Below are 22,703 nucleotides of genomic sequence, written 5' to 3'. Positions count from 1 at the left end.
ATTTACTGTTATGACACTCACCGCTAGCCAAATCGAGAACATCCTTAGAAATCCTGAGGAAACTGCAGCCGCAGCAAATCTCATTTACGTCTCTGATGCAGACCTCAACATAAGAAGGAAAAAGAAGAAGAAAAACTTTCATTATTACTTTAATGATAAACCTCTTGAGGACGAGAAGGAACTAGATCGCATCAATAATCTCGTAATACCGCCTAACTGGGAGAAAGTGCGCATTGCATATCCTCCTAACGGACATTTACAAGTGGTAGGACGAGATGCTAAAAACAGAAAAGTATACCGATATCACGATCTGTGGTCAAAAATTAGAAACCAAACTAAGTTTTATAAACTAGCCAATTTTGGAAACGCACTGCCTAGCATACGCGAGCGCATAGATGAGGATCTTGATGCTCCAGAGATGTCAAAACGCAAGGTACTTGCACTTGTCCTCAGGCTTATGGAAGAAACCCACATACGCATAGGTAACGACTACTACGCAAAGCGCAATAAAACCTACGGCCTCTCTACCTTACGCACCAGACACGTGACAACTACCAAGGAAAAAATCCGCTTTGAGTTTGTGGGTAAAAAAGGTAAAAAGCACAACATCACCCTACGCAATAAGAAACTCGCAAAGCTTGTAAACCGTTGCGAAGAAATACCTGGCTGGGAGTTATTTCAATTTTATGATGCAAATGGCGAAAAGCACCGCGTAGATAGCTCGATGGTAAACAATTATATACACGAGCTAAGCGGAGACTTGTTTTCGGCAAAGGATTTTAGAACTTGGGGAGCTACAAAAACTTTTTTTGAAACCGTGCACGACCTAGGCTACACAGAAGACGCAAAAGAAAACAAAGCAAACATACTCACCGCTTTTGATGCCGCTGCAAAAGCTCTAGGTAACACACGCAACGTATGTCGCAAGTACTATGTGCATCCTCAAATAGTAGATGCCTATGAGTCTGGATCTATCGTCGCTGAGTTTAAAAAGGTAGATGCTCATCAAGGAGCAAGACCATTTTTTACAGAAACTGAGGAAGTCTTACTGCAAATGATTTCAAAGTTTGAATTAGATTTTAGTAAGTGATATAAGTACGCTTTCGCGAAAGCGTAACACAAAAAAAGCCCCTTCGTAACGAAAGGGCTTATTAATTTTTAAGATGCTATGCTCTTATTTTGCAAGGTATGCGAGCACGTTCTTCTCGATACGATTAAGGATATTTGAAGTATCCGCTTTCGCGAAAGCGTCTCCCGTAATATTCTCATACAACTCAATATACCTTTCTGATACAGTCTCAATGTACTCGTCTGTCATCTCAGGCACCCTTTGTCCCTCTAGACCTTGAAAGTCATTTGAGATGAGCCACTGTCTCACAAACTCTTTAGATAGTTGTTTTTGAGCTTCGCCAGCTGCTTGACGCTCCTCATAACCTTCGGCATAGAAGTAACGAGAAGAGTCTGGAGTATGTATCTCATCTATGAGAACAATCTCACCATCTGCTGTTTTTCCAAATTCATACTTGGTGTCAACCAATATAAGTCCTCTAGATGCTGCTATCTCACTTCCTCTTTGAAAAAGCTTGCATGTGTAATCTTCTAGCACTAGGTAATCTTCTTCTGAAACGATAGCCTTTTTAATAATATCTTCTCTTGAGATATCCTCATCGTGGTCACCCATCTCTGCCTTAGTCGCTGGTGTAATAATAGGCGCTGGAAATGCATCATTTTCTTTCATCCCTTCTGGCATTTCAACACCACAAAGAACTCTGCGTCCCGCCTTATACTCACGAGCAGCATGACCAGACATGTATCCACGTATTACCATCTCCACTTTAAAAGGCTCACATCGCTTCCCTATTGCCACATTAGGATCTGGCGTAGCCACGAGCCAGTTAGGCACTAGGTCTTCTGTATCCTTCATCATTTTAGTAGCAATCTGATTTAAGATTTGTCCCTTAAAAGGAATTCCCTTAGGCATTACCACATCAAAGGCACTAAGCCTATCTGTTGCAACCATCAGTAATAAATCATCTTCGAGCGTGTAGACTTCTCTCACTTTACCCTTATAGATAGATTTCTGACCAGGGAAGTTAAAATTAGTGTCTGTAATAGTGTTCACTATAGGTTTGTTTGAACAGTTGTGATAAACCTTTTAAGGCATTAAAACAACACGATTATTTATTTTTCAAAAGTAAAATTCTAAATGCTTAATCAAGCATTATGCTTAACAAAAATTAATCATTTCTATTTTCTATCTCTCTATAAGCTGCAATCATTTTCTTAACTAGAGGATGGCGTACTACATCTTTATCATCTAAGTAAACCATACCAACTCCTTGTACAGTTTTTAAAATAAGAAGTGCCTCTTTGAGACCACTGGTAACTCTCCTTGGTAAATCTATTTGCCCTGGATCTCCTGTAATCATAAATTTGGCATTGCGACCCATACGAGTAAGGAACATTTTCATCTGAGCGTGTGTTGTGTTTTGCGCCTCATCAAGAATCACAAACGCATTATCTAAGGTACGACCGCGCATGAACGCCATAGGAGCAATCTGTATAACTCCCTTTTCAATAAAAGTCTCTAGCTTTTCATGAGGTATCATATCGCGCAATGCATCATAAAGTGGCTGCATATAGGGATCTAGTTTTTCTTTTAAATCTCCTGGTAAAAAACCTAAATTTTCGCCAGCTTCAACTGCTGGACGCGTGAGTATAATGCGCTTTACTTGTTTTTCTTTGAGTGCCTTGACAGCAAGTGCCACTCCCACATATGTTTTTCCGGTACCTGCTGGTCCTATGGCAAATGTTAAGTCATTCTTCTTTGCCAACTCAACAAGTTTTCGCTGGTTTGCAGTTTGCGGCTTTATAAGCTTACCACTTACACCATGTACAAGTGTATCCCCGCTTTCAACTGGAGTTTCATAATCTGCTTTGCTTACACTAGTCAATACGCGTTCAATAGAATTCTCATCGAGCTTATTGTATTTACCAAAGTGCTCCATAAGCATTGTCATACGCCTATCAAACTCCTCAAGGAGATCTTCATCACCATAGGCTTTAATTTTGTTACCTCTGGCAACAATTTTAAGCTTAGGGTAATACTGTTTTAAAAGTTCGATATTTGAGTTACGCTGACCGAAAAATTCGCGCGGATTGATTTCTGAGAGTTCTAAGATTAATTCGTTCAAAAGGCAGAAGGATTTAGTGAGTTACGTCCGTAAAATATTTTAGATTTGTTTACTACTAAAATACGTCTTTTTTAACCAGCATTTGCATAACTCATGCCTTTCTAAGTTAAGAAATAATAAAAAATTTTAGTTTATAACTATAACAGAATTATATGCTTTTTAATAAGCATACACACATAACTCGATGAAAATTATCACTCTTACTACAGATTTTGGAGAGAAAGATCCCTTTGCAGGTGCTGTGAAGGGTGCTATATATTCAGAGTTAGAAGAAGTACGCATTGTAGATATATCGCACTCTGTTTCCCCTTTTCACCTTATGGAGGCAGCATACATTATTCAAAATGCTTATCAAAATTTCCCCAAAGGAACCATACACGTTATAGGTGTAGATAGTGAGCTTACACCAGAGACTAATCATATTGCTGTAAAACTAGACGGTCATTACTTTATATGTGCTAACAATGGTATTATTTCTCTCCTAACTAAAGATATAGTACCTGAGGAAAAAGTAGAGATAAATATTCATGACCGCACGCAAACCAACTTCACCGTGCTTGACGTCTTTGTAAAAACTGCTTGCCACATTGCACGTGGCGGAACATTAGGAGTTATAGGAAAAAATATAGATACCATCAGACAACTTACAGGAATTTCTCCTGTAATAAACACCTCTCGAAATCAAATTTCTGGAAATGTAATTTACATTGATAATTACGGTAATGTGATTAGTAATATCACAAAAAAACTCTTTGATGAGATAGGAAAAGGGCGTGATTACAAGCTTCAAGCGAGAGGTGCAGATATTTCAAAAATTCACAATCAATACAGTGACGCAATAAATTTTACTATTGATAAATCTAAACGAGAAGAAGAAGGCAAAAAACTGGCTGTTTTTAATTCTGGTGGATATGTAGAGCTTGCTATCTATAAGAGTAATCCAAGTACTGTAGGAAGTGCGGCAAGTCTCTTTGGCCTCAATTATAGAGATACTGTAATGATTAACTTTATAGATAAATGATCGTAAGACTTGTAAAATTACGCTTTCGCGAAAGCGAGATACCAGCTTTTCTATCAAATTTTGAGAAAGTAAAAGAGAAAATTAGAGCATCTAATGGATGCCTATATTTAGAACTATTACGTGGTGAAGATGATCCATTCATTTTCTTCACACATAGCCACTGGATATCTGACGAAGCACTACAGAATTATCGGAACTCAGAACTTTTTAAGGGAATTTGGGCAGAAACAAAAACCAAGTTTAGCGCAAAGCCTGAAGCTTGGACTACCTCATCTCTAGAAAAACTATCTTAAATGTCTGGATTTCGTCGCAAAGAAGAAGGACTAATACCGTATTTCTCCTTAAAAATTTTTGAGAAATAACTTCGACTAGACAACCCAAGTGCATATACTACCTCTGAAACATTTTTATCCTCTGAGGTGAGCATAGTCAGTGCTCTTTTAAGTCTAAACTCCTTGATATAATCATTTACAGTCATACCGTAATTGCGTTTGAAGCCATCTTGCAGTCTGTAAGTTTCGATACCCACAACTTCTGCAATTTCTGGAATAGTTACGAGCTCAGAAATATGCTTTTCTATATACTGAACAGCTGCTGCAATGTTATCTAAATCTGATAATCTAAGTGTGGTACGCTTATTACCTTCAAGAGAATCTTCCTTAAATAATTTAAGCATCAACGAGGTACACTCTAATGCCTTTGCTCCAAGATAATTTGTTCTCACTAGACCTTGATCATCGTTAGTCAAGATATCGTCTATAATATCTGAAATTTGCAAACTATAGTATCCTTTATAGCAAACTTGAGTGAGAGCGTTAACATCTGCAAATAGTGGATAATACACTTCATCTACCTTTGATAAGTCGTAAGAAAGCTGCTCTTGAAATTTCGCCTTGTTGATTTCCAAATAGCAAACAATTGCCGGCTTTTCTTTTTTTATAATATAGACTTGATCTTCATTATATCTAGGCGCTGCAATAAGATGCTCTGCTCTTCTAATGGCCATTTCTTCAGAATCTCTAGAAAATTTGTGACCTACCTCCCCTTTCATGCAATAAATGAAACGCAGGGAATTCATCCCATTATTCTCAAAATAAAGTTCGGTATCGTCTATCATATCACCATTAATGATGTGAAGACCGATACCGTTAGGAAAATTAATACCTTTTATGAAACCTTTACCCAAATGTGTTGGAATTTGCATTGCAAATTCACCAAAATTATTTGTGAAATTAACTCCAAAGGCCTTTGCAATTTCAGGTACGAAGTCGTCTACTTGTTCAATTCTTAGTCTGTATGATTTCATGTATTTACTTATTGACCATGAAGTTCAGGAATATTTACTTATAAAAAATGAATCATGCCACTTTTAACCATGCTTTAACCAGAATGTATAATTATATGTGAATGCTAGATAAGCTCTTTTTTGTAGGCCTTCTTAAACAATTTGAAAGTAGCTTTTGCGCTTTTAACTGCGGTTTTAATTTCTTCATAGCTAAAGTCTAAAGAATTTACAGCCTCTTTGAACACGTTCCATCTCAACAAACCATCATTAACATTTCCATTAAAAAAATGATGATGCTCAATATGTGATAAATTACTACAAGACTTAAGCTTTTTGCTCATCATAATTCCGCCTATCATAGACCCTTCTATGACGTACAACTTACCTACTAAAGTTGCCTCATCTCTAGCTCCAGTGATACGCATAGGCTCTGGCAGCGGTAAACTTGAAAAAGCTGTAATATCTTTGGCAAGCGCATTTGTTTTTTCATAACCTGCAAAAGGTTTCAGTCCTAGTGGCAACATCTCATAACGACCATTTATAAAATCTTCTACAGCTTTGTATACTTTAAAATTATGACGTAGTAATGATTCATATTGATCTTGATCAATAGAACCATCCATAATATAATTAGTTAAATTATTCTTTTCTACCGTATCGTGAATAGACGACGTTCCATTTTTGAGTGCTTCTAAAATCATAGGGATGTTTTTATAAGTAAACTATTCATATGTAATATTACCTTGCGTTTATGTAGAGCTAATTAATTATGGATCAGCTCATCACAAACTATACCAATAAATAAAATTAAGCTTGACCAGTTGGTCCAAAATTTAATGGAACAGGTTGTCTTTCATAATCCTTTATTACACCATGTGCATTTTCAAAGCGTTTTACATTTTCGGCTAATGCCTTTGCAAGTCTCTTAGCATGTTGCGGCGTTAATATGATACGGCTCTTTACCTTGCTCTTAGGCGTACCGGGCATAATATTTACAAAGTCTACTACGAATTCTGAAACAGAATGATTGATAATAGCCAGATTTGAATAAGTGCCTTGTGCAACTGCCTCATCTAGTTCAATATTAATTTGTTGTTGGTTTTTTTGAGTCTTTTTATCTTCAGCCATGTGGGCGAGTATTGTAACGAGAGTAACACTCTCAATTTGATTGATTTAGTCTTTTTAATTTGATCTATAAAGAAGTCTGGAAAGGTAAGAATTGCCTTTCTTTCACGAAAGCGTAAATCCTCATCTCAATGTTAGATATTCGTTAATAAATGCTTAATATTTCCATAAAAATTAAGTTTTATGAAATAAAAAACCTGCTCAGTGGTTCTGAACAGGTTTTAAACATATATCATATTTTGTTTATTGTATACTTTTAAATCATAGCAAGTCTAAAATTTTATAAACTGCTTATATAAATAATTTATAACATCATAATGAGCTTTTAATTTTATCAAGATGCGCCCTTATTTTCGCTATTCGTTCTTGATGAGAGATGTTTTCTTTAGTAATATCTTCCATATACTCTTTTATATCATTTATAAGATCTGTACTTTGTTTAATGCGATTTCTAGTATTTTGCACTATGACAGGTCTATTTTTTATCTTCTCAATATGTGGAGCCAGCTTTGAAGAAAGGACACTAATATGCCTTTTGAGAATAAAACCATCTGCCCCATTCAATATGGTCTCTGCAGCTAGCTCTTCGTCTTGAAGAGTACCCGTTACAAATAAAAATGTTGCTGTAGGAGACTTGCTTCTAGCTACCTCCAACACCTCCATGCCAGAGCACGTAGGTAAGTTATAATCCGATATTATAAGCTGCGGATTAAAAGTCTTTATGGCAACCTCTAAATCTGCTAGATTATCAACAACCTGCACTTTATATGCTTTATCTAACTTGTGAATTTGCCTTGTAATAAGGGCAGCATCTGAGTCTTTATCTTCTACAAGTAGTATATGTACTTCTGTTGACATAGTTATTTATTTAATGTTAACCAATATTTGGCGACAATAGGAATGTGTTCCTTTAATTCAGCATAATTCTTAGGTTTTTCTAAGTAGCTATTAGCTCCATTAAAATAAGCCATATCCTTATCACTTATTTGATCTGAAGAGCTCATCATAACAATAGGCACATATCTAAATAGCTCAATTTTTCTTATTTCTTTTAATAGATCTAAGCCATTGAGTCTAGGCATTTTTATATCTAATAATATTAAATTTGGTATAGGGGAAATATTATTATGCTGCCTAAACCATGCTAAAGCATCTAAAGAATCATCTATGAAGCGTACTTCAACTAGAGGCATTTCCTTTTGAAAAACACGGCTCATTAACGCACTGTCTGTAGGGTTATCTTCTACAGAAATCACTAATCCTTTCATTATCTATTAGGTAGTTGAAAATGGAATGTCGCACCATCATTAATCTTACCTTCTGCCCAAATACGACCTTGATGTTTTTCTAAAACTCGTTGCGAAATAGCCAAGCCTATTCCTGAGCCTTCAAACTCGTCTTTTACAAGCCGATTGAAGACTCCAAAAATTTTCTCATTATATTTATTATCAAAGCCTATCCCATTATCCTTTACATAATAAACCACCGAAGATTCACATACATTAAAACCTATTTCTACAATAGGTTTTAATACGGTTTGAGAATATTTGAGAGCATTACCTATTAGATTATTAAGTAATTGAAAAATCATTCCTCGATCCCCAAATACTTCAGGTAAACTTGGATCAATAATGATCTGTGCATTTTTATATTTGGCATCTACTTGCAAAAACGCAACTACCTCTTCTACTAAATCTTTCATAGAAAAAACTCCCATAGATATCTGGTTTTTACCAATTCCAGAAAACGCAAGAATATCATCTATAAGCATATTCATTTTGCTTGTAGAGTCGATGATTGTCTGAATGGCTTTTTGACCGTATTCATCCAGCGTTTCAAAGTAATCTTCTTTAATTATTTGTGCAAAACCATCTATACCACGCAAAGGAGATCTCAAATCATGAGAAACACTGTAGCTAAAAGATTCTAACTCTTTATAAGCTTCTTTAAGTTTATCGTTAAGAAGTTTTACCTCTTGATACCTACTTATAATAATATTCGAAATACTAGTTTTGAGTGCTTGAGCAGAAGCTATTTCATAATCTTTCCAAGGAAGCGATGTATTTACTTGCTCTTTATTCCATTTTTCAAAAGATTTTCTAGGGCTTAGTTTTTGCGCCTTTTCTTCCATTGCTTTTTCTGGATTACCTCCCCAGGATATAACTTGTTTAAGTTCTGGTTTAAACCAGAGAAGACAATCCTTTTCTCCTTTTGCAATAAAAATACAAAGTAATCCCGAGCCTATTTTGGCGAAAGCCGCCCCCTTATCATACTCTTCTGCAATATTTTGAGTGGTATATATATCGCCTATCTGGGTGTCATATATCCAGTCTATTAAGGCTGTAATTTCTTCATTACTGGGAGTCTCTCCTACAGTGGACACATTATTTTCTAAAAACACTGCTCCACCCGTAGCTTCTGTAATAGTGAGCATTGATGTAGACTTCTGTGTCAGACCATTTGCCACGTCCCATCCATCACTCATTTGCTCTACAAGGCTAGCTCGTATAGCAGAGGTTACGTTAATACGGCTGAGCACTTCATTGGACGCTCTTAATGTGAGCTGCGTAGAAAATACCTGGGTTAAAAATTTAACTGTTTGTCTTTGATAATAGTTTACAAACTTAGGACTATAATGATGACACGCTATCAAACCCCATAATTCTCCATCACTCACAATTGCTGCCGTGAGTGTTGCTCCCACTTTCATATTCTCCAAATACTCTATATGTATAGGAGACGATGCTCGAGACTCACAAAGACCTAAATCTACTGGCTCATCTTCTGCACTAGGCTTTGCATAAACGGGAACCGTCTGTGATGCAACATCTGCAATGATACGCACGCCTTGTTTTAAAAACAGTTTACGTGCTTGCTGCGGTATATCTGTCGCTGGGTAATGCATGCCTATCCAGCTATCAAGGTGCACTTCACGAGCCTCAGATATAATCTTACCGTTCCAGTTTTCGTCAAATTTGTATATCATTACACGATCATATGCAGTAAAACCCTTAATGAGTTTTGCTGTTTTATCGCACATTGCAGAGACAGAAACAGCCTCACTTAAATCTGATATAATTTCAGATAACTGGCGTTGCATATATTGAGCACTTTCTTGCTGTTGTATGGGCTCTAATTCTATATATACTAATTGATTGTTGTGGTGAGTGACTACTACATAACGTTTATCATCAATAGTTACTTCTAGAGAGGTCTTATTTTTACTTTTTATATATGTTTCTATAAGTGTACCATTTTGTCCCAACACATCTTCAAGACGCTTAGAATAAAACTCTTCACGCTTTCGCGAAAGCGTAGAAATCACATTTTCAGATATGTGTGATATCTCAAAAGATGAGCTATCTATCACAAAAAGCATCGCATGAGATTGTATACGACCTATGAGATGTATAGGTTCTTTATCACAATTAGTTAGGTCAATCTTTTTTGGGTATAAAGTAGATGGACTCCCCATAGTTTACTTATTTTTTAATTTTGAAATAAAATGTACTACCTACATTTAACTGAGAGTCTACCCATATTGAGCCATCGTGAAGTTTTACAATTTTCTCACAGTGTGCAAGACCGACACCAGTACCTTCATATTTATGCTGGGTGGATGCACGACCAAAAATTTTAAAAACCTGGTCAAGATCTTCTTCGGCTATACCTATACCATTGTCGTTGATCACAAAGGTCCAGTACCCCTCATCTTCGAAAGATGAAATACGTACTACAGGACTTACATCTGGCTTTGAATATTTAAGTGAGTTACCTATTAAGTTCTGAAATAACAGTCTCAACTCTGTATTATACGCCTGGATAGTAGGCATTTTACTAAGGTGTATTTTACCTCCGCACTCCCTCAGTCTTTTACCGAGATCGTACTTTACAATCTCTAGAAGTTCTTGAACATTTACTTCCGTACGTTCTAGCTCTTGACCTATGCGGCTATGCTCAAGAAGTCCTTTGATTTGGTTTGCCATTCTACCCGCTGCACCATAGATGTAACCTAAGTATTCGGCAGCCTTAGGGTCCAGATCATCTCCAAATTTCTTTAGAATAACATCACTACTAAAGCGTATCGTACCCAAAGGTTCTTGTAAATCATGTGAACATATAGATACAAACTGTTCTAGGTCTGTATTTATGCGTTGTAACTCTTCATTCTTATCATACATTAACTGCTGTGCATGCTGCAAGTCTGATATGTTTACTAAGGTAGAACGTGAGTACGAGCTACCTTCTTCTGGAATCACCAGCTCAGAGTTAAGTATAATAGGAATCTCATTACCTTCTGTATCTATAAGGGTCATTTGCTCACCTTCTATCACTCCAGTTTTTTGAATCTCATCCAAGAGACCAAGGCCTTTAGCTTTAGAATCGTCTGTATAGAAATCAAATATACGCCTGCCTACAACTTCGCTACGAGAATTTAAGCCAAGCGTCTCGATGAAAATTTTATTACATTCCACAATACGTCCTGTAGAAGGATCTACACTAACATGCATCACAGGATCATTTTCATAAAAATCTTTAAACTTCTGCTGGCTTTCTTTTAATTTCTTTTGTGAATCCACCGTTTTAGTAATGTCTACAAAGGTGATTACAGATCCTTCTATTTTATTAGTCCCTGTATAGAAAGGAGAAATACGTCGTATATAAGAGCGTCCACCTTTTTTATCAATTTGTGTTTCATTTACCTCACCTGTACTCATCACAGTTTCAATCTTACTTCTAAGTGACGATTTTCTCCCTGTTCCTAACTGGGTTAAGAAGTGATCTATAGGTCTCCCTACATCTTGCTTCATTAACTTGAAATGTTCTTGTATGGAAGGTGTAAATTTTCTAATTGTAAGTTGCCTATCTAGAAAGATTGTAGCTATCTGAGTACTATTAAGAATATTGTCCATATCTGCATTAAGCAATGCGAGATCATCCATTTTTTCAATATGCTCCACATTTACAGTATGCAATTCTTCATTTACACTCTGCAACTCCTCGTTTGTGCTCTGCAATTCTTCATTTGAGGCAAGCAACTCTTCATTGAGCGTTTGTAATTCTTCATTACTAGTCTCTGCATCCTCTAGCGCTTTTTTAAGCTCTCCTCTTGTTTCTTCTATCTCTTCTATAAGGTCTTTAATACGCTCGTCTGGAGCTACCGCAAGATTCATTGTGCCACGAGCTACAGCTGAGTCTGGATTTAATTCCTTTTCAATAAATGTAATTACGTAGTTGCAATCATCTGTGTTATTTTGAAAAACAGGTTTTACCAGTACGTTAACAACGGTATCGGCACCTGCCTTTGGGGTAATCACGTCGTTGTAAATAAAGTCTTTTTTAGAACGCTTTGCTTTTCTCGCAGCCGAGTTTACTGCCGTTTTCAAATTATCAGGAAGCATCTTTAGTAAGTCTAAAGAAAAACCGCTTTCTGGTAATTGTGCATACTTAGAAAAAGAACCTAAAGCATCTAGTACTTTAAAGTCTGCATCGACATATACACTAGCAGTATCAAATTGAGATAAAAGCACATTGCTTATACTCATTTTAATATCATTGGTAAATGTTTCTTTCTTGTGAATTACCGTTTTTTTCTGCTTTCGCGAAAGCATGAAGTTACTCTTATCTGCATTTGAAGTAAGTAACTCACTATGCAATCTCTCCGAAGGATGTATATTCTTAAAAATTTTAAGCTTCCCGTTGATTGTCTCAAAGGAGTTACGCAATGCCGTTATAGACTCACTTGAACCTAAAAACAAAAATCCATTAAGTTTTAATGCGTAGTGTAATGTATGCAGCACCGCTGTTTGCACCTCTGGTTTTAAGTAAATTAAAAGATTACGGCATGAGACCATATCCATATTTTTAAACGGAGGGTCTTTTAAAATATCATGATTAGAAAAAATAATTTTCTTTCTAAGATCTTTAGCAACCTTATATTCTTCTCCATCTTTAACAAAGTACTTCTGTAATTTACTAGGAGAAACACTCTGAACAATGGTATTACTAAAAACTCCTTGAGATGCAAGTGCTATGTGCTCTTCAGAAATATCTGTAGCAAATATTTTGAGCTTTATATCCTTTTCCTGACGATCTATTTCTTCTTGAAAAAGCATCGCCATTGAATATGCCTCTTCTCCTGTAGAGCAAGCCACATCCCAAACTTTTATAGTATCTCCATCCCTTTTATTTCTTACAATACCTGGTATGGTCTCCGCTTCTAGCAAATTCCACGCGTTTGTATCTCTAAAAAATTTTGTGACTCCTATTAAAAACTCCTTATATAACACAGAAACCTCTTCTGGATGAATTTTAAGATATGCTATATATTGATCAAAACTACCCATTTTAAGGTTTTGCATACGCCTTTCTGTTCGTCTCAGAATCGTAGGACGCTTGTAGTAATTGAAATTTATATTTGTATTAGTATGGAGGATATTTAAAATGGAACGCAAACGTTCATTATCTTCTGTAGAAATATCTTCCTTAAAATTAAACACATCCTCATTATTAAAATAGCGATGTATTTCATCTATCATTTCTCCTGCGGGCACAATATAGTCTACATCACCACTATTTATAGCGCTTGTAGGCATCCCATCAAAGCTAGCCTCATCTGGTTGCTGTACAAGTACAACTCCTCCATGTTCTTTGATAGCTTGCACGCCTTTTGTACCATCACTACCTGTACCACTCAATATAACGCCTACGGCTTCCTTTCCATAAGCTTCTGCAAGGGAACTCATGAATAAATCTATAGGAAGATTGAGCGTTTTGGCTACTGGTTTATTCAATAAAATAAGATGTCCATTTTCAATGATGAGATTCATTGAAGGAGGTATAACATATATATGACTTCTTTTGATTTCAGAGTCATTTGTAACAGCGACAATAGGAACGTTTGTTTTTTTTGACAACAACTCTGCCATGAGGCTTTTGTGGTCTGGCGATAAATGTTGTATGATTATATAACTGTAATCATAATTTTCTACTACATTATTAAAAAAGGCATTAAGAGCCTCTAGGCCACCAGCACTGGCTCCTACAGCAACAATTATATGCTTCTTATTTTGTGTATCTTCCAAAAAAGTAGGGGTTAAATCTAAAAAAAAGTACTAAAAAATGATCGAAGATATATTAAATATCTCAAATTAAGTTTTGTTTAAGAAATTTACGATTTAAAATTAACATTTCGTTTATGTCAGAAAAAAAATGAGATAATGATTCTTATTTTCACTTAAAAGTGTTCAACTTTTATTCAATAAAGCACGTTCTAGTCCAATTATATAAATGAAAAGGCTAAAAGTCAAACTAACAACGAAAGCACTAGACACGTCTAGTAGCGCCTGGATTAAAAAGTAAATAATTCCTTCATATTGGTCATTACACATTGAAATTCTTGCAGATCTTCTCAACTTTTCGGTGAGTGATTTGATAACAGGATTTTCACATTAAAATAGTAGCATTACTTCAAATAGTGGTAAATACTCATCACCATTTACGATGTGAAAAATCATAGAAATCGTTCTAATGCAACTATAAATTATAAAAATAATTACGCTTTCGCGAAAGCATAAATGGTCTAATGCGCATTTCTCTTGACACGGAAAAACGAACATAATCTAAGCAATGATTAGTCATATTAAAATACAAAACCCGCTCAGCGTTGCTGAACGGGTTTTAAACATTATTAAAGCTTTTGTTTCTTAAAAGATTAAAAAACTCAAACTATATACTAGTTGTAATTTACTTCTTGCTTTTCAGTCATCATATTCTCAAGATCTTCTTTGCTTCCTACGAGTATATTATCGTAACGACGCATTCCCGTTCCTGCTGGAATTTTATGACCTACAATTACATTCTCCTTAAGACCTTCTAAGTGATCAATCTTACCGCTTACAGCAGCTTCGTTTAATACTTTTGTTGTCTCTTGGAATGATGCTGCAGAGATAAATGACTTAGTCTGTAGCGATGCTCTTGTAATACCTTGAAGGATAGGAGAAGCTGTAGCTGGACTTACATCACGAGCTGTAACTTGATTCTTATCTTCTCTTCTAAGTAAAGAGTTTTCATCGCGAAGCTCACGAGGTGAAACGAGTTGACCTGGTTTAAGGCTCTCAGATTCTCCTGCGTCTTCTACGACTTTCATACCGTACATTGCATCATTTTCTTCAATGAAGTCTGCTTTGTGTACCAATTGATTCTCTAGGAAGATAGTATCTCCTGGATCTTGTATACGTACTTTACGCATCATCTGGCGCACAACAACTTCAAAGTGCTTATCGTTAATCTTCACCCCTTGTAGACGATATACTTCTTGTACTTCGTTTACTAGGTACTGCTGTACTGCAGATGGCCCTTTGATATTAAGAATATCATTAGGTGTCACAGATCCATCAGAAAGTGGCATACCTGCGCGTACATAATCATTTTCTTGAACTAGAATCTGATTAGATAACTTCACTAAGTACTTCTTAATTTCTCCAAGTTTAGACTCTACGATTATCTCACGGTTACCACGTTTAATTTTACCAAATGAAACCACACCGTCTATCTCAGATACTACTGCTGGGTTAGATGGGTTACGTGCTTCAAACAACTCAGTTACACGTGGAAGACCCCCTGTAATATCGCCAGCCTTTGCAGACCTACGAGGTATTTTTACGAGAATCTTACCTTCTTTAATTTTATCTCCATCATCAATCATAAGGTGAGCTCCTACTGGTAAGTTGTAAGAACGTAGCGCGTTTCCTTTGCTATCCTCAATAATCAATGTTGGTATCTTCTTCTTATCTCTAGATTCAGATATTACTTTTTCTTGGAAACCTGTTTGCTCATCTGTTTCTACACGGTATGTAATACCTTGCTCAATAGACTCAAATTTAATTTTTCCAGCAAATTCTGAAATAACTACACCGTTAAATGGATCCCACTTACAGATTACATCTCCAGCTTTCACTTTATCACCAGAGCTGGCAAATATTTGTGAACCGTAAGGAATTGTATTTGTACTTAATGTGATACCCGTTTTAGGATCAGATACTTTTGCTTCAGATGTACGAGAGATTACGATTTGAACATCGTTTCCTTCGTTATCTTGTCCAGTTACAGTCTTAAGATCTTCGATCTCAAGTAGTCCAGGGAATTTAGCTGTTACACTAGAATCCTCAGACACGCCTCCTGCTACCCCTCCTACGTGGAACGTACGAAGCGTAAGCTGTGTACCTGGTTCTCCAATAGATTGTGCTGCTACTACTCCTACAGCTTCACCCATTTGCACCGTTTTATTAGTTGCTAGGTTACGACCGTAACATTTCACACAAATTCCTTTCTTAGCCTCACAAGTAAGCGCAGAACGAACCTCTACAGTTTCTATTGGTGCAGCACCTATAAGATCTGCTATATCTTCGTCTATCTCTGCTCCTGCTTCAACAATCACTTCGTTAGTAAGTGGGTTGATAACATCATTAAGAGATGTACGACCTATTATACGTGCACTTAGAGATTCAATAACCTCTTCGTTTTTCTTAAGAGCTGCTACTTCTACTCCTCTTAATGTACCACAATCTGTACTATTAATAATAACATCTTGTGATACATCTACAAGACGACGGGTTAAGTAACCAGCATCTGCCGTTTTTAAGGCTGTATCTGCAAGACCTTTACGAGCACCGTGTGTTGAGATAAAGTACTCAAGAATTGAAAGACCTTCCTTAAAGTTAGAAAGAATAGGGTTTTCAATAATAGCACCACCTCCATCGTTAGATTTTTTAGGTTTTGCCATAAGACCACGCATACCAGTAAGCTGACGTATCTGCTCTTTTGATCCACGTGCTCCAGAGTCAAGCATCATATATACCGAGTTAAACCCTTGTTGATCCTCACGGATACGCTTCATAGAAAGCTCCGTAAGAGTTGCGTTTGTTGATGTCCAAACATCAATAACTTGGTTATAACGCTCTGTGTTAGTAATAAGACCCATGTTATAAGATCCAGTAATACCTTCAACTTGCTCGTTTGCTTCGTCAATCATAGCATGCTTCTCTGCAGGGATAATAATATCTCCAAGAGAGAATGACAGTCCACCGCGGAATGCAAATCCATAACCCATCGTTTTGATACGATCAAGGAAATCTGCTGTTACAGGTACACTAGTCACTTTAAGAATACCACCAATAATATCACGAAGAGACTTCTTAGTCAGTACTTCGTTAATATATCCAGCAGCTTCCGGCACAGCTTCGTTAAAGAGAACACGACCTACAGTCGTCTCCATCACTTTGTAAACAAGCTCTTTATTTTCATTAAAATCCTTAGCACGGATTTTAATAATAGCATTAATATCTACACGCTTTTCATTGTAGGCAATATTTACCTCTTCAGCAGAGTAGAAAGTGATTCCTTCTCCTTTAACGTGAAATTCTGGAGTCGATTTTCTGGCCTTTGTCATATAGTAAAGACCTAATACCATATCCTGAGAAGGTACTGCTACTGGAGCACCGTTTGCAGGGTTTAAGATATTATGAGAAGCAAGCATTAATAACTGCGCCTCAAGAATCGCTTCAGGTCCCAATGGTAAGTGTACTGCCATCTGGTCACCGTCAAAATCGGCGTTAAATGCTGTACATACTAATGGGTGTAACTGTATTGCTTTACCTTCAATAAGTTTAGGCTGGAAGGCCTGTATACCTAGACGGTGAAGCGTAGGAGCACGGTTAAGGAGGATAGGGTGTCCTTTAAGAACATTCTCTAAAATATCCCAAACTACTGGCTCTTTTTTGTCTATTATTTTCTTTGCTGATTTTACTGTCTTTACAATCCCACGCTCAATAAGCTTACGGATTACAAATGGCTTATAAAGCTCTGCAGCCATTCCTTTAGGAATACCACATTCAAACAATTTAAGCTCAGGTCCAACAACAATTACAGAACGTGCTGAATAATCCACACGCTTACCAAGTAAGTTTTGACGAAAACGCCCTTGCTTACCTTTTAAAGAATCAGAAAGAGACTTTAATGGTCTGTTAGAATCTGTTTTAACTGCAGATGACTTACGAGTGTTATCAAAAAGTGAATCTACAGATTCCTGTAGCATACGCTTCTCGTTACGTAAAATTACCTCAGGAGCCTTGATTTCCATCAATCTCTTAAGACGGTTGTTACGTATAATTACACGACGATAGAGGTCATTTAAATCTGATGTTGCAAAGCGACCTCCATCTAGTGGCACTAGTGGGCGTAATTCTGGTGGAATTACTGGTACAACCTTCATAATCATCCACTCAGGTTGATTCTCACGATTCTTGTTTGAATCACGAAGTGCCTCTACAACTTGAAGACGTTTAAGCGCCTCCGTTTTACGTTGTTTAGACGTCTCATTATTTGCCTTGTGACGTAACTCATAAGAAAGCTCATCAAGATCAATTCTTTTAAGAAGGTCGATCAAACACTCAGCACCCATTTTGGCGATAAATTTGTTTGGATCCTCGTCATCAAGATATAGGTTTTCTTGAGGAAGACTATCAAGTATATTTAAATACTCCTCTTCTGTTAAGAAATCCATCTTGTTAAGCTCCTCACCTTCTTCACTCTTTGCAATACCTGGTTGTATAACCACATAACGCTCGTAGTAAATGATCATATCTAATTTCTTAGATGGAAGACCAAGTAAGTAACCTATTTTGTTAGGTAACGATCTAAAGTACCAAATGTGTGCAACAGGAACCACAAGATTAATGTGCCCCACGCGATCACGACGTACTTTCTTTTCTGTTACTTCAACACCACAACGATCACACACGATCCCTTTGTAGCGTATTCTTTTATATTTACCACAAGCACACTCATAGTCCTTTACAGGACCAAAAATACGCTCACAGAACAACCCGTCACGCTCTGGCTTGTGCGTACGGTAGTTTATTGTTTCCGGCTTTAAAACTTCTCCTCTTGATGCCCCTAGAATAGATTCTGGAGACGCAAGACCGATCGAGATAGCATTAAACTTCGGCTGTTGTACATTATCATTATTTCTTGCCATAATTCTGTATATGTCGAATTAATTATTGTTGTGAATGGTTATTGTTACGCTTTCGCGAAAGCGGAACCTCAAAAGACTCCGCTTTCCAAAAACCATTTACTTATTCTCTAGACGAATGTCTAGTCCCAGTCCTTTAAGCTCATGCATCAATACGTTGAAAGATTCAGGAAGTCCCGGCTCTGGCATAGGCTCTCCTTTTACAATACTTTCATACGTCTTAGCACGACCAATCACGTCATCAGATTTTACAGTTAAGATCTCACGCAATGTTGCCGAAGCTCCATATGCCTCAAGAGCCCAAACCTCCATCTCACCAAAACGTTGACCTCCAAACTGCGCCTTACCTCCAAGAGGTTGTTGCGTAATAAGAGAGTATGGTCCGATAGAACGCGCGTGCATCTTATCATCTACCATGTGTCCTAGTTTAAGCATGTAGATAACTCCTACTGTTGCTGGTTGATCAAAACGATCTCCCGTACCTCCGTCATATAAGTAAGTATGTCCAAAACGTGGAATACCTGCCTCATCAGTAAGTGCATTAATCTGATCTAATGTAGCTCCATCAAAAATAGGCGTCGCATACGTTCTTCCTAATTTTTGACCAGCCCATCCTAGTACCGTTTCATAAATCTGCCCGATGTTCATACGAGATGGTACACCAAGTGGGTTAAGAACGATATCTACTGGAGTTCCATCCTCAAGGAATGGCATATCTTCTTGACGAACGATACGAGCAACGATACCTTTGTTACCGTGACGTCCTGCCATTTTATCACCTACTTTAAGCTTACGTTTTTTGGCAATGTACACTTTTGCAAGTTTGATAATACCAGCTGGTAATTCATCTCCTACAGAAATTGTAAATTTCTCACGACGTAAGTTTCCTTGTAGATCGTTTTCTTTAATCTTATAGTTATGTAATAAATCTGCTATAAGTGTATTAGTCTTATCGTCTGTAGTCCAAGTACCTTGCGTAAGGTGCGTGTAATCTTCTACAGAGTTAAGCATCTTGAGTGTGAATTTCTTTCCTTTAGGAAGAACTTCCTCACCTAAATCATTCATAACACCTTGAGCAGTTTTACCGTTTACTAGCTTAAATAATTTTTCAATTACTACAGCTTGTAAATCATCAAACTTATCATCATACTCATTCTCAAGAACAGCGATATCTTCTTTATCCTTTGCACGCTTGCGCTTATCTTTTATTGCTCTTGCAAACAACTTCTTATTGATAACCACACCATGTAAAGAAGGTGAAGCTTTAAGAGAAGCATCTTTTACATCACCAGCTTTGTCTCCAAAGATTGCACGTAAAAGTTTTTCTTCTGGAGTAGGATCAGATTCTCCTTTTGGAGTAATCTTACCTATTAATATATCTCCAGGTTTTACCTCTGCTCCTATACGGATCATTCCGTGCTCATCAAGATCCTTAGTAGCTTCCTCAGAAACGTTAGGGATATCATTAGTAAGCTCTTCGTTTCCTAACTTAGTATCACGCACATCAAGAGAATACTCATCAATATGAATAGAAGTAAAAATATCATCACGTACTACCTTTTCAGATATTACAATCGCATCCTCAAAGTTATACCCTTTCCAAGGCATGAAGGCAACCTTCATGTTACGTCCTAGTGCAAGCTCCCCTTTCTCGGTAGCATACCCTTGACATAATACTTGACCCTTTTCTACTCTATCACCTACTTTTACAATAGGCTTCAAGTTGATATTTGTTCCTTGGTTCGTTTTACGGAACTTAATAAGGTTATATGATTTAGAATCTTCGTCAAAACTAACTAAACGCTCATCTTCAGTACGATCATACTTGATAGTAATCATGTTTGCATCTACATACTCAACAGTACCCGCACCTTCTGCGTTAATAAGTACTCTAGAATCTGTAGCTACTTGACGTTCCAGACCTGTTCCCACGATAGGCGCATCTGCCATAATAAGTGGTACTGCCTGGCGCATCATGTTTGATCCCATCAGTGCACGGTTTGCATCATCATGCTCCAAGAATGGAATAAGAGATGCAGATATAGATGCAATCTGGTTAGGAGAGACATCTGCATAGTGTACGGTATCAGGATCTACAACAGGAAAATCCCCTTCCATACGTGCAATTACTTTTTCTTCAGTAATTGCCCCACTATCATCCATCGGGTTGTTTGCTTGTGCAATTAACATCCCTTCTTCCTCCTCTGCACTTAAATAAAGTGGTTCAGATTTTAAATCGATTCTACCGTTTTCTACTTTTCTATATGGAGTCTCAATGAATCCCATGTTATTCACCTTTGCATATACCGCAAGAGATGAAATAAGACCAATGTTTGGTCCCTCTGGTGTTTCAATTGGACATAATCTTCCATAGTGAGTATAGTGAACATCACGTACCTCAAATCCAGCACGCTCACGAGATAGACCTCCAGGTCCAAGAGCAGAAAGACGACGCTTGTGCGTTATCTCTGCAAGAGGATTGGTTTGATCCATAAATTGTGATAACTGGTTTGTTCCAAAGAAAGAATTAATAACAGAAGACAATGTCTTTGCATTAATCAAGTCAATAGGAGTAAAAACTTCATTATCACGAACGTTCATACGCTCACGTATAGTACGAGCCATACGTGCAAGACCTACACCAAATTGTGCAGATAATTGCTCACCAACTGTACGTACACGACGGTTTGATAAGTGATCAATATCATCAATCTCTGCTTTTGCATTGATTAACTCAATTAAATACTTAATAATGGTAATAATATCAAGCTTAGTAAGCACTTGCTTATCCATCTCAATATCAAGACCTAATTTTTTATTCATTCTGTAACGGCCTACTTCACCTAAATTATAGCGTTGGTCTGAGAAGAATAATTTATCAATAATACCACGTGCTGTTTCCTCATCTGGCGGTTCAGCATTACGTAGTTGTCTATAGATATGTTCAACAGCCTCTTTTTCTGAGTTTGTTGGATCCTTTTGTAGTGTATTATGGATAATCGCATAATCTGCTTGCTGATTATCTTCTTTGTGAAGTAATACAGTCTTAGCTCCAGCTTCAAGAATTTCTTCTACATGCTCTTTTTCTAATACGGTATCACGGTCAAGAACAATCTCGTTACGCTCGATAGAAACTACTTCACCAGTATCTTCATCTACGAAGTCTTCATGCCATGTGTTAAGAACACGAGCAGCAAGCTTACGACCTAAATATTTTTTTAATCCTGTTTTAGAAACTTTTACTTCTTCTGCAAGGTCAAAGATTTCAAGGATATCTTTATCTCTTTCAAAACCGATTGCACGGAAAAGTGTAGTAACAGGTAATTTCTTTTTACGATCGATATATGCGTACATAACGCTATTAATATCTGTCGCAAATTCTATCCAAGATCCTTTAAAAGGAATTACTCGGGCAGAATATAATTTTGTTCCATTTGCGTGGAACGATTGTCCAAAGAAAACTCCAGGTGAACGGTGTAGTTGAGAAACAACAACACGCTCTGCGCCATTGATCACAAATGTTCCGCTAGGAGTCATGTATGGAATTGTACCTAGATATACATCTTGTACAATAGTTTCAAAATCCTCGTGCTCTTCGTCAGTACAGTATAATTTTAGACGTGCTTTTAAAGGCACACTATATGTAAGACCACGTTCAATACACTCTTGAATAGAGTACCTTGGTGGGTCAACGAAATAATCTAAAAACTCGAGTACAAAGTTGTTACGAGTATCTGTAATTGGGAAGTTCTCGAGAAAAGTATTATAAAGACCCTCATCACCTCTCTCATCAGACTTTGTTTCCAGTTGGAAAAAATCTTGGAAAGACTTTACTTGAATATCCAAAAAGTCTGGATAATCAGGTCTATTCTTTACCGATGAGAAACTGATTCTTTCTCCTTGTTTTGCATCTTGCATCATCAACGAACGGAATTTGATTAGAACTAAACTTGCCCCTTAGCAAGTTTAAATATGATTTATTATGTACGATTAAAATCAAGTAAATATCGAGTTACAAAAAAGGTAACCATCTTATACGACAAA

14 protein-coding genes are annotated in these 22,703 nt (G+C 36.9%); 3 read left to right on the top strand and 11 right to left on the bottom strand.

Annotated elements, in window-relative coordinates; genetic code table 11:
• The first annotated feature begins 10 nt into the window (after positions 1-10).
• Positions 11-1,090 (top strand): DNA topoisomerase IB, encoded by a 1,080-nt coding sequence (locus tag JM84_RS06540; RefSeq protein WP_144783292.1) that lies wholly within the window; start codon positions 11-13, stop codon positions 1,088-1,090.
• Between the two features lie 84 nt (positions 1,091-1,174).
• Here JM84_RS06540 and JM84_RS06535 read toward each other — a convergent pair whose 3' ends face one another.
• Together JM84_RS06535 and JM84_RS06530 are read right to left on the bottom strand one after the other, a co-directional pair.
• Positions 1,175-2,125: a phosphoribosylaminoimidazolesuccinocarboxamide synthase gene (locus tag JM84_RS06535; protein WP_041295590.1), complete on the bottom strand. Its 951-nt coding sequence runs from the start codon at positions 2,123-2,125 to the stop codon at positions 1,175-1,177.
• Positions 2,126-2,237: 112 nt separating this feature from the next.
• Entirely contained in the window at positions 2,238-3,194 is a 957-nt protein-coding gene (locus JM84_RS06530) for a PhoH family protein (protein WP_013749847.1), read from the bottom strand.
• A 184-nt stretch (positions 3,195-3,378) separates the two neighbouring features.
• Between JM84_RS06530 and JM84_RS06525 the strand changes: the two genes are divergently transcribed.
• Both JM84_RS06525 and JM84_RS06520 read left to right on the top strand, forming a co-directional pair.
• Complete coding sequence (locus JM84_RS06525) at positions 3,379-4,215, top strand: S-adenosyl-l-methionine hydroxide adenosyltransferase family protein (protein WP_013749848.1); 837 nt, start codon at positions 3,379-3,381, stop codon at positions 4,213-4,215.
• On the top strand, positions 4,212-4,508 hold the full coding sequence (locus JM84_RS06520) for a putative quinol monooxygenase (protein ID WP_144783290.1): 297 nt from the start codon (positions 4,212-4,214) through the stop codon (positions 4,506-4,508). The genes JM84_RS06525 and JM84_RS06520 overlap by 4 nt, the downstream gene beginning before the upstream one ends.
• Here JM84_RS06520 and JM84_RS06515 read toward each other — a convergent pair.
• The 9 genes from JM84_RS06515 to rpoB all read right to left on the bottom strand — a co-directional run bounded on the left by JM84_RS06515 (position 4,505) and on the right by rpoB (position 22,580).
• A complete protein-coding gene (locus tag JM84_RS06515; RefSeq protein ID WP_013749850.1) occupies positions 4,505-5,521 on the bottom strand; it encodes a helix-turn-helix domain-containing protein in 1,017 nt (338 codons plus the stop codon). The genes JM84_RS06520 and JM84_RS06515 overlap by 4 nt on opposite strands.
• A gap of 104 nt (positions 5,522-5,625) precedes the next feature.
• Positions 5,626-6,201, bottom strand: coding sequence for a biliverdin-producing heme oxygenase (locus JM84_RS06510; RefSeq protein WP_013749851.1), 576 nt, complete (start codon positions 6,199-6,201; stop codon positions 5,626-5,628).
• 106 nt (positions 6,202-6,307) lie between these two features.
• Positions 6,308-6,628, bottom strand: coding sequence for a DUF3467 domain-containing protein (locus tag JM84_RS06505; protein ID WP_013749852.1), 321 nt, complete (start codon positions 6,626-6,628; stop codon positions 6,308-6,310).
• Between the two features lie 309 nt (positions 6,629-6,937).
• Positions 6,938-7,483, bottom strand: a complete 546-nt coding sequence (locus tag JM84_RS06500; RefSeq protein ID WP_144783288.1) for a response regulator — start codon at positions 7,481-7,483, stop codon at positions 6,938-6,940.
• Positions 7,484-7,485: 2 nt separating this feature from the next.
• The gene (locus tag JM84_RS06495) at positions 7,486-7,893 is read right to left on the bottom strand and encodes a response regulator (protein ID WP_144783286.1); all 408 of its coding nucleotides are present in this window, start codon (positions 7,891-7,893) and stop codon (positions 7,486-7,488) included.
• Positions 7,893-10,100: an ATP-binding protein gene (locus tag JM84_RS06490; protein ID WP_144783284.1), complete on the bottom strand. Its 2,208-nt coding sequence runs from the start codon at positions 10,098-10,100 to the stop codon at positions 7,893-7,895. The genes JM84_RS06495 and JM84_RS06490 overlap by 1 nt, the downstream gene beginning before the upstream one ends.
• 7 nt (positions 10,101-10,107) lie before the next feature.
• Entirely contained in the window at positions 10,108-13,710 is a 3,603-nt protein-coding gene (locus tag JM84_RS06485) for a CheR family methyltransferase (RefSeq protein ID WP_144783283.1), read from the bottom strand.
• A 650-nt stretch (positions 13,711-14,360) separates the two neighbouring features.
• Positions 14,361-18,662, bottom strand: coding sequence for a DNA-directed RNA polymerase subunit beta' (gene rpoC / locus JM84_RS06480; protein ID WP_144783281.1), 4,302 nt, complete (start codon positions 18,660-18,662; stop codon positions 14,361-14,363).
• Between the two features lie 96 nt (positions 18,663-18,758).
• A complete protein-coding gene (gene rpoB / locus JM84_RS06475) occupies positions 18,759-22,580 on the bottom strand; it encodes a DNA-directed RNA polymerase subunit beta (protein ID WP_186439102.1) in 3,822 nt (1,273 codons plus the stop codon).
• Positions 22,581-22,703: the final 123 nt, after the last annotated feature.

Source organism: Dokdonia sp. Hel_I_63 (assembly GCF_007827285.1).
Taxonomy (GTDB): domain Bacteria; phylum Bacteroidota; class Bacteroidia; order Flavobacteriales; family Flavobacteriaceae; genus Dokdonia.
Note: the sequence above shows the minus strand (reverse complement) of the source record. Positions and strands in the feature narration are given on the sequence as shown.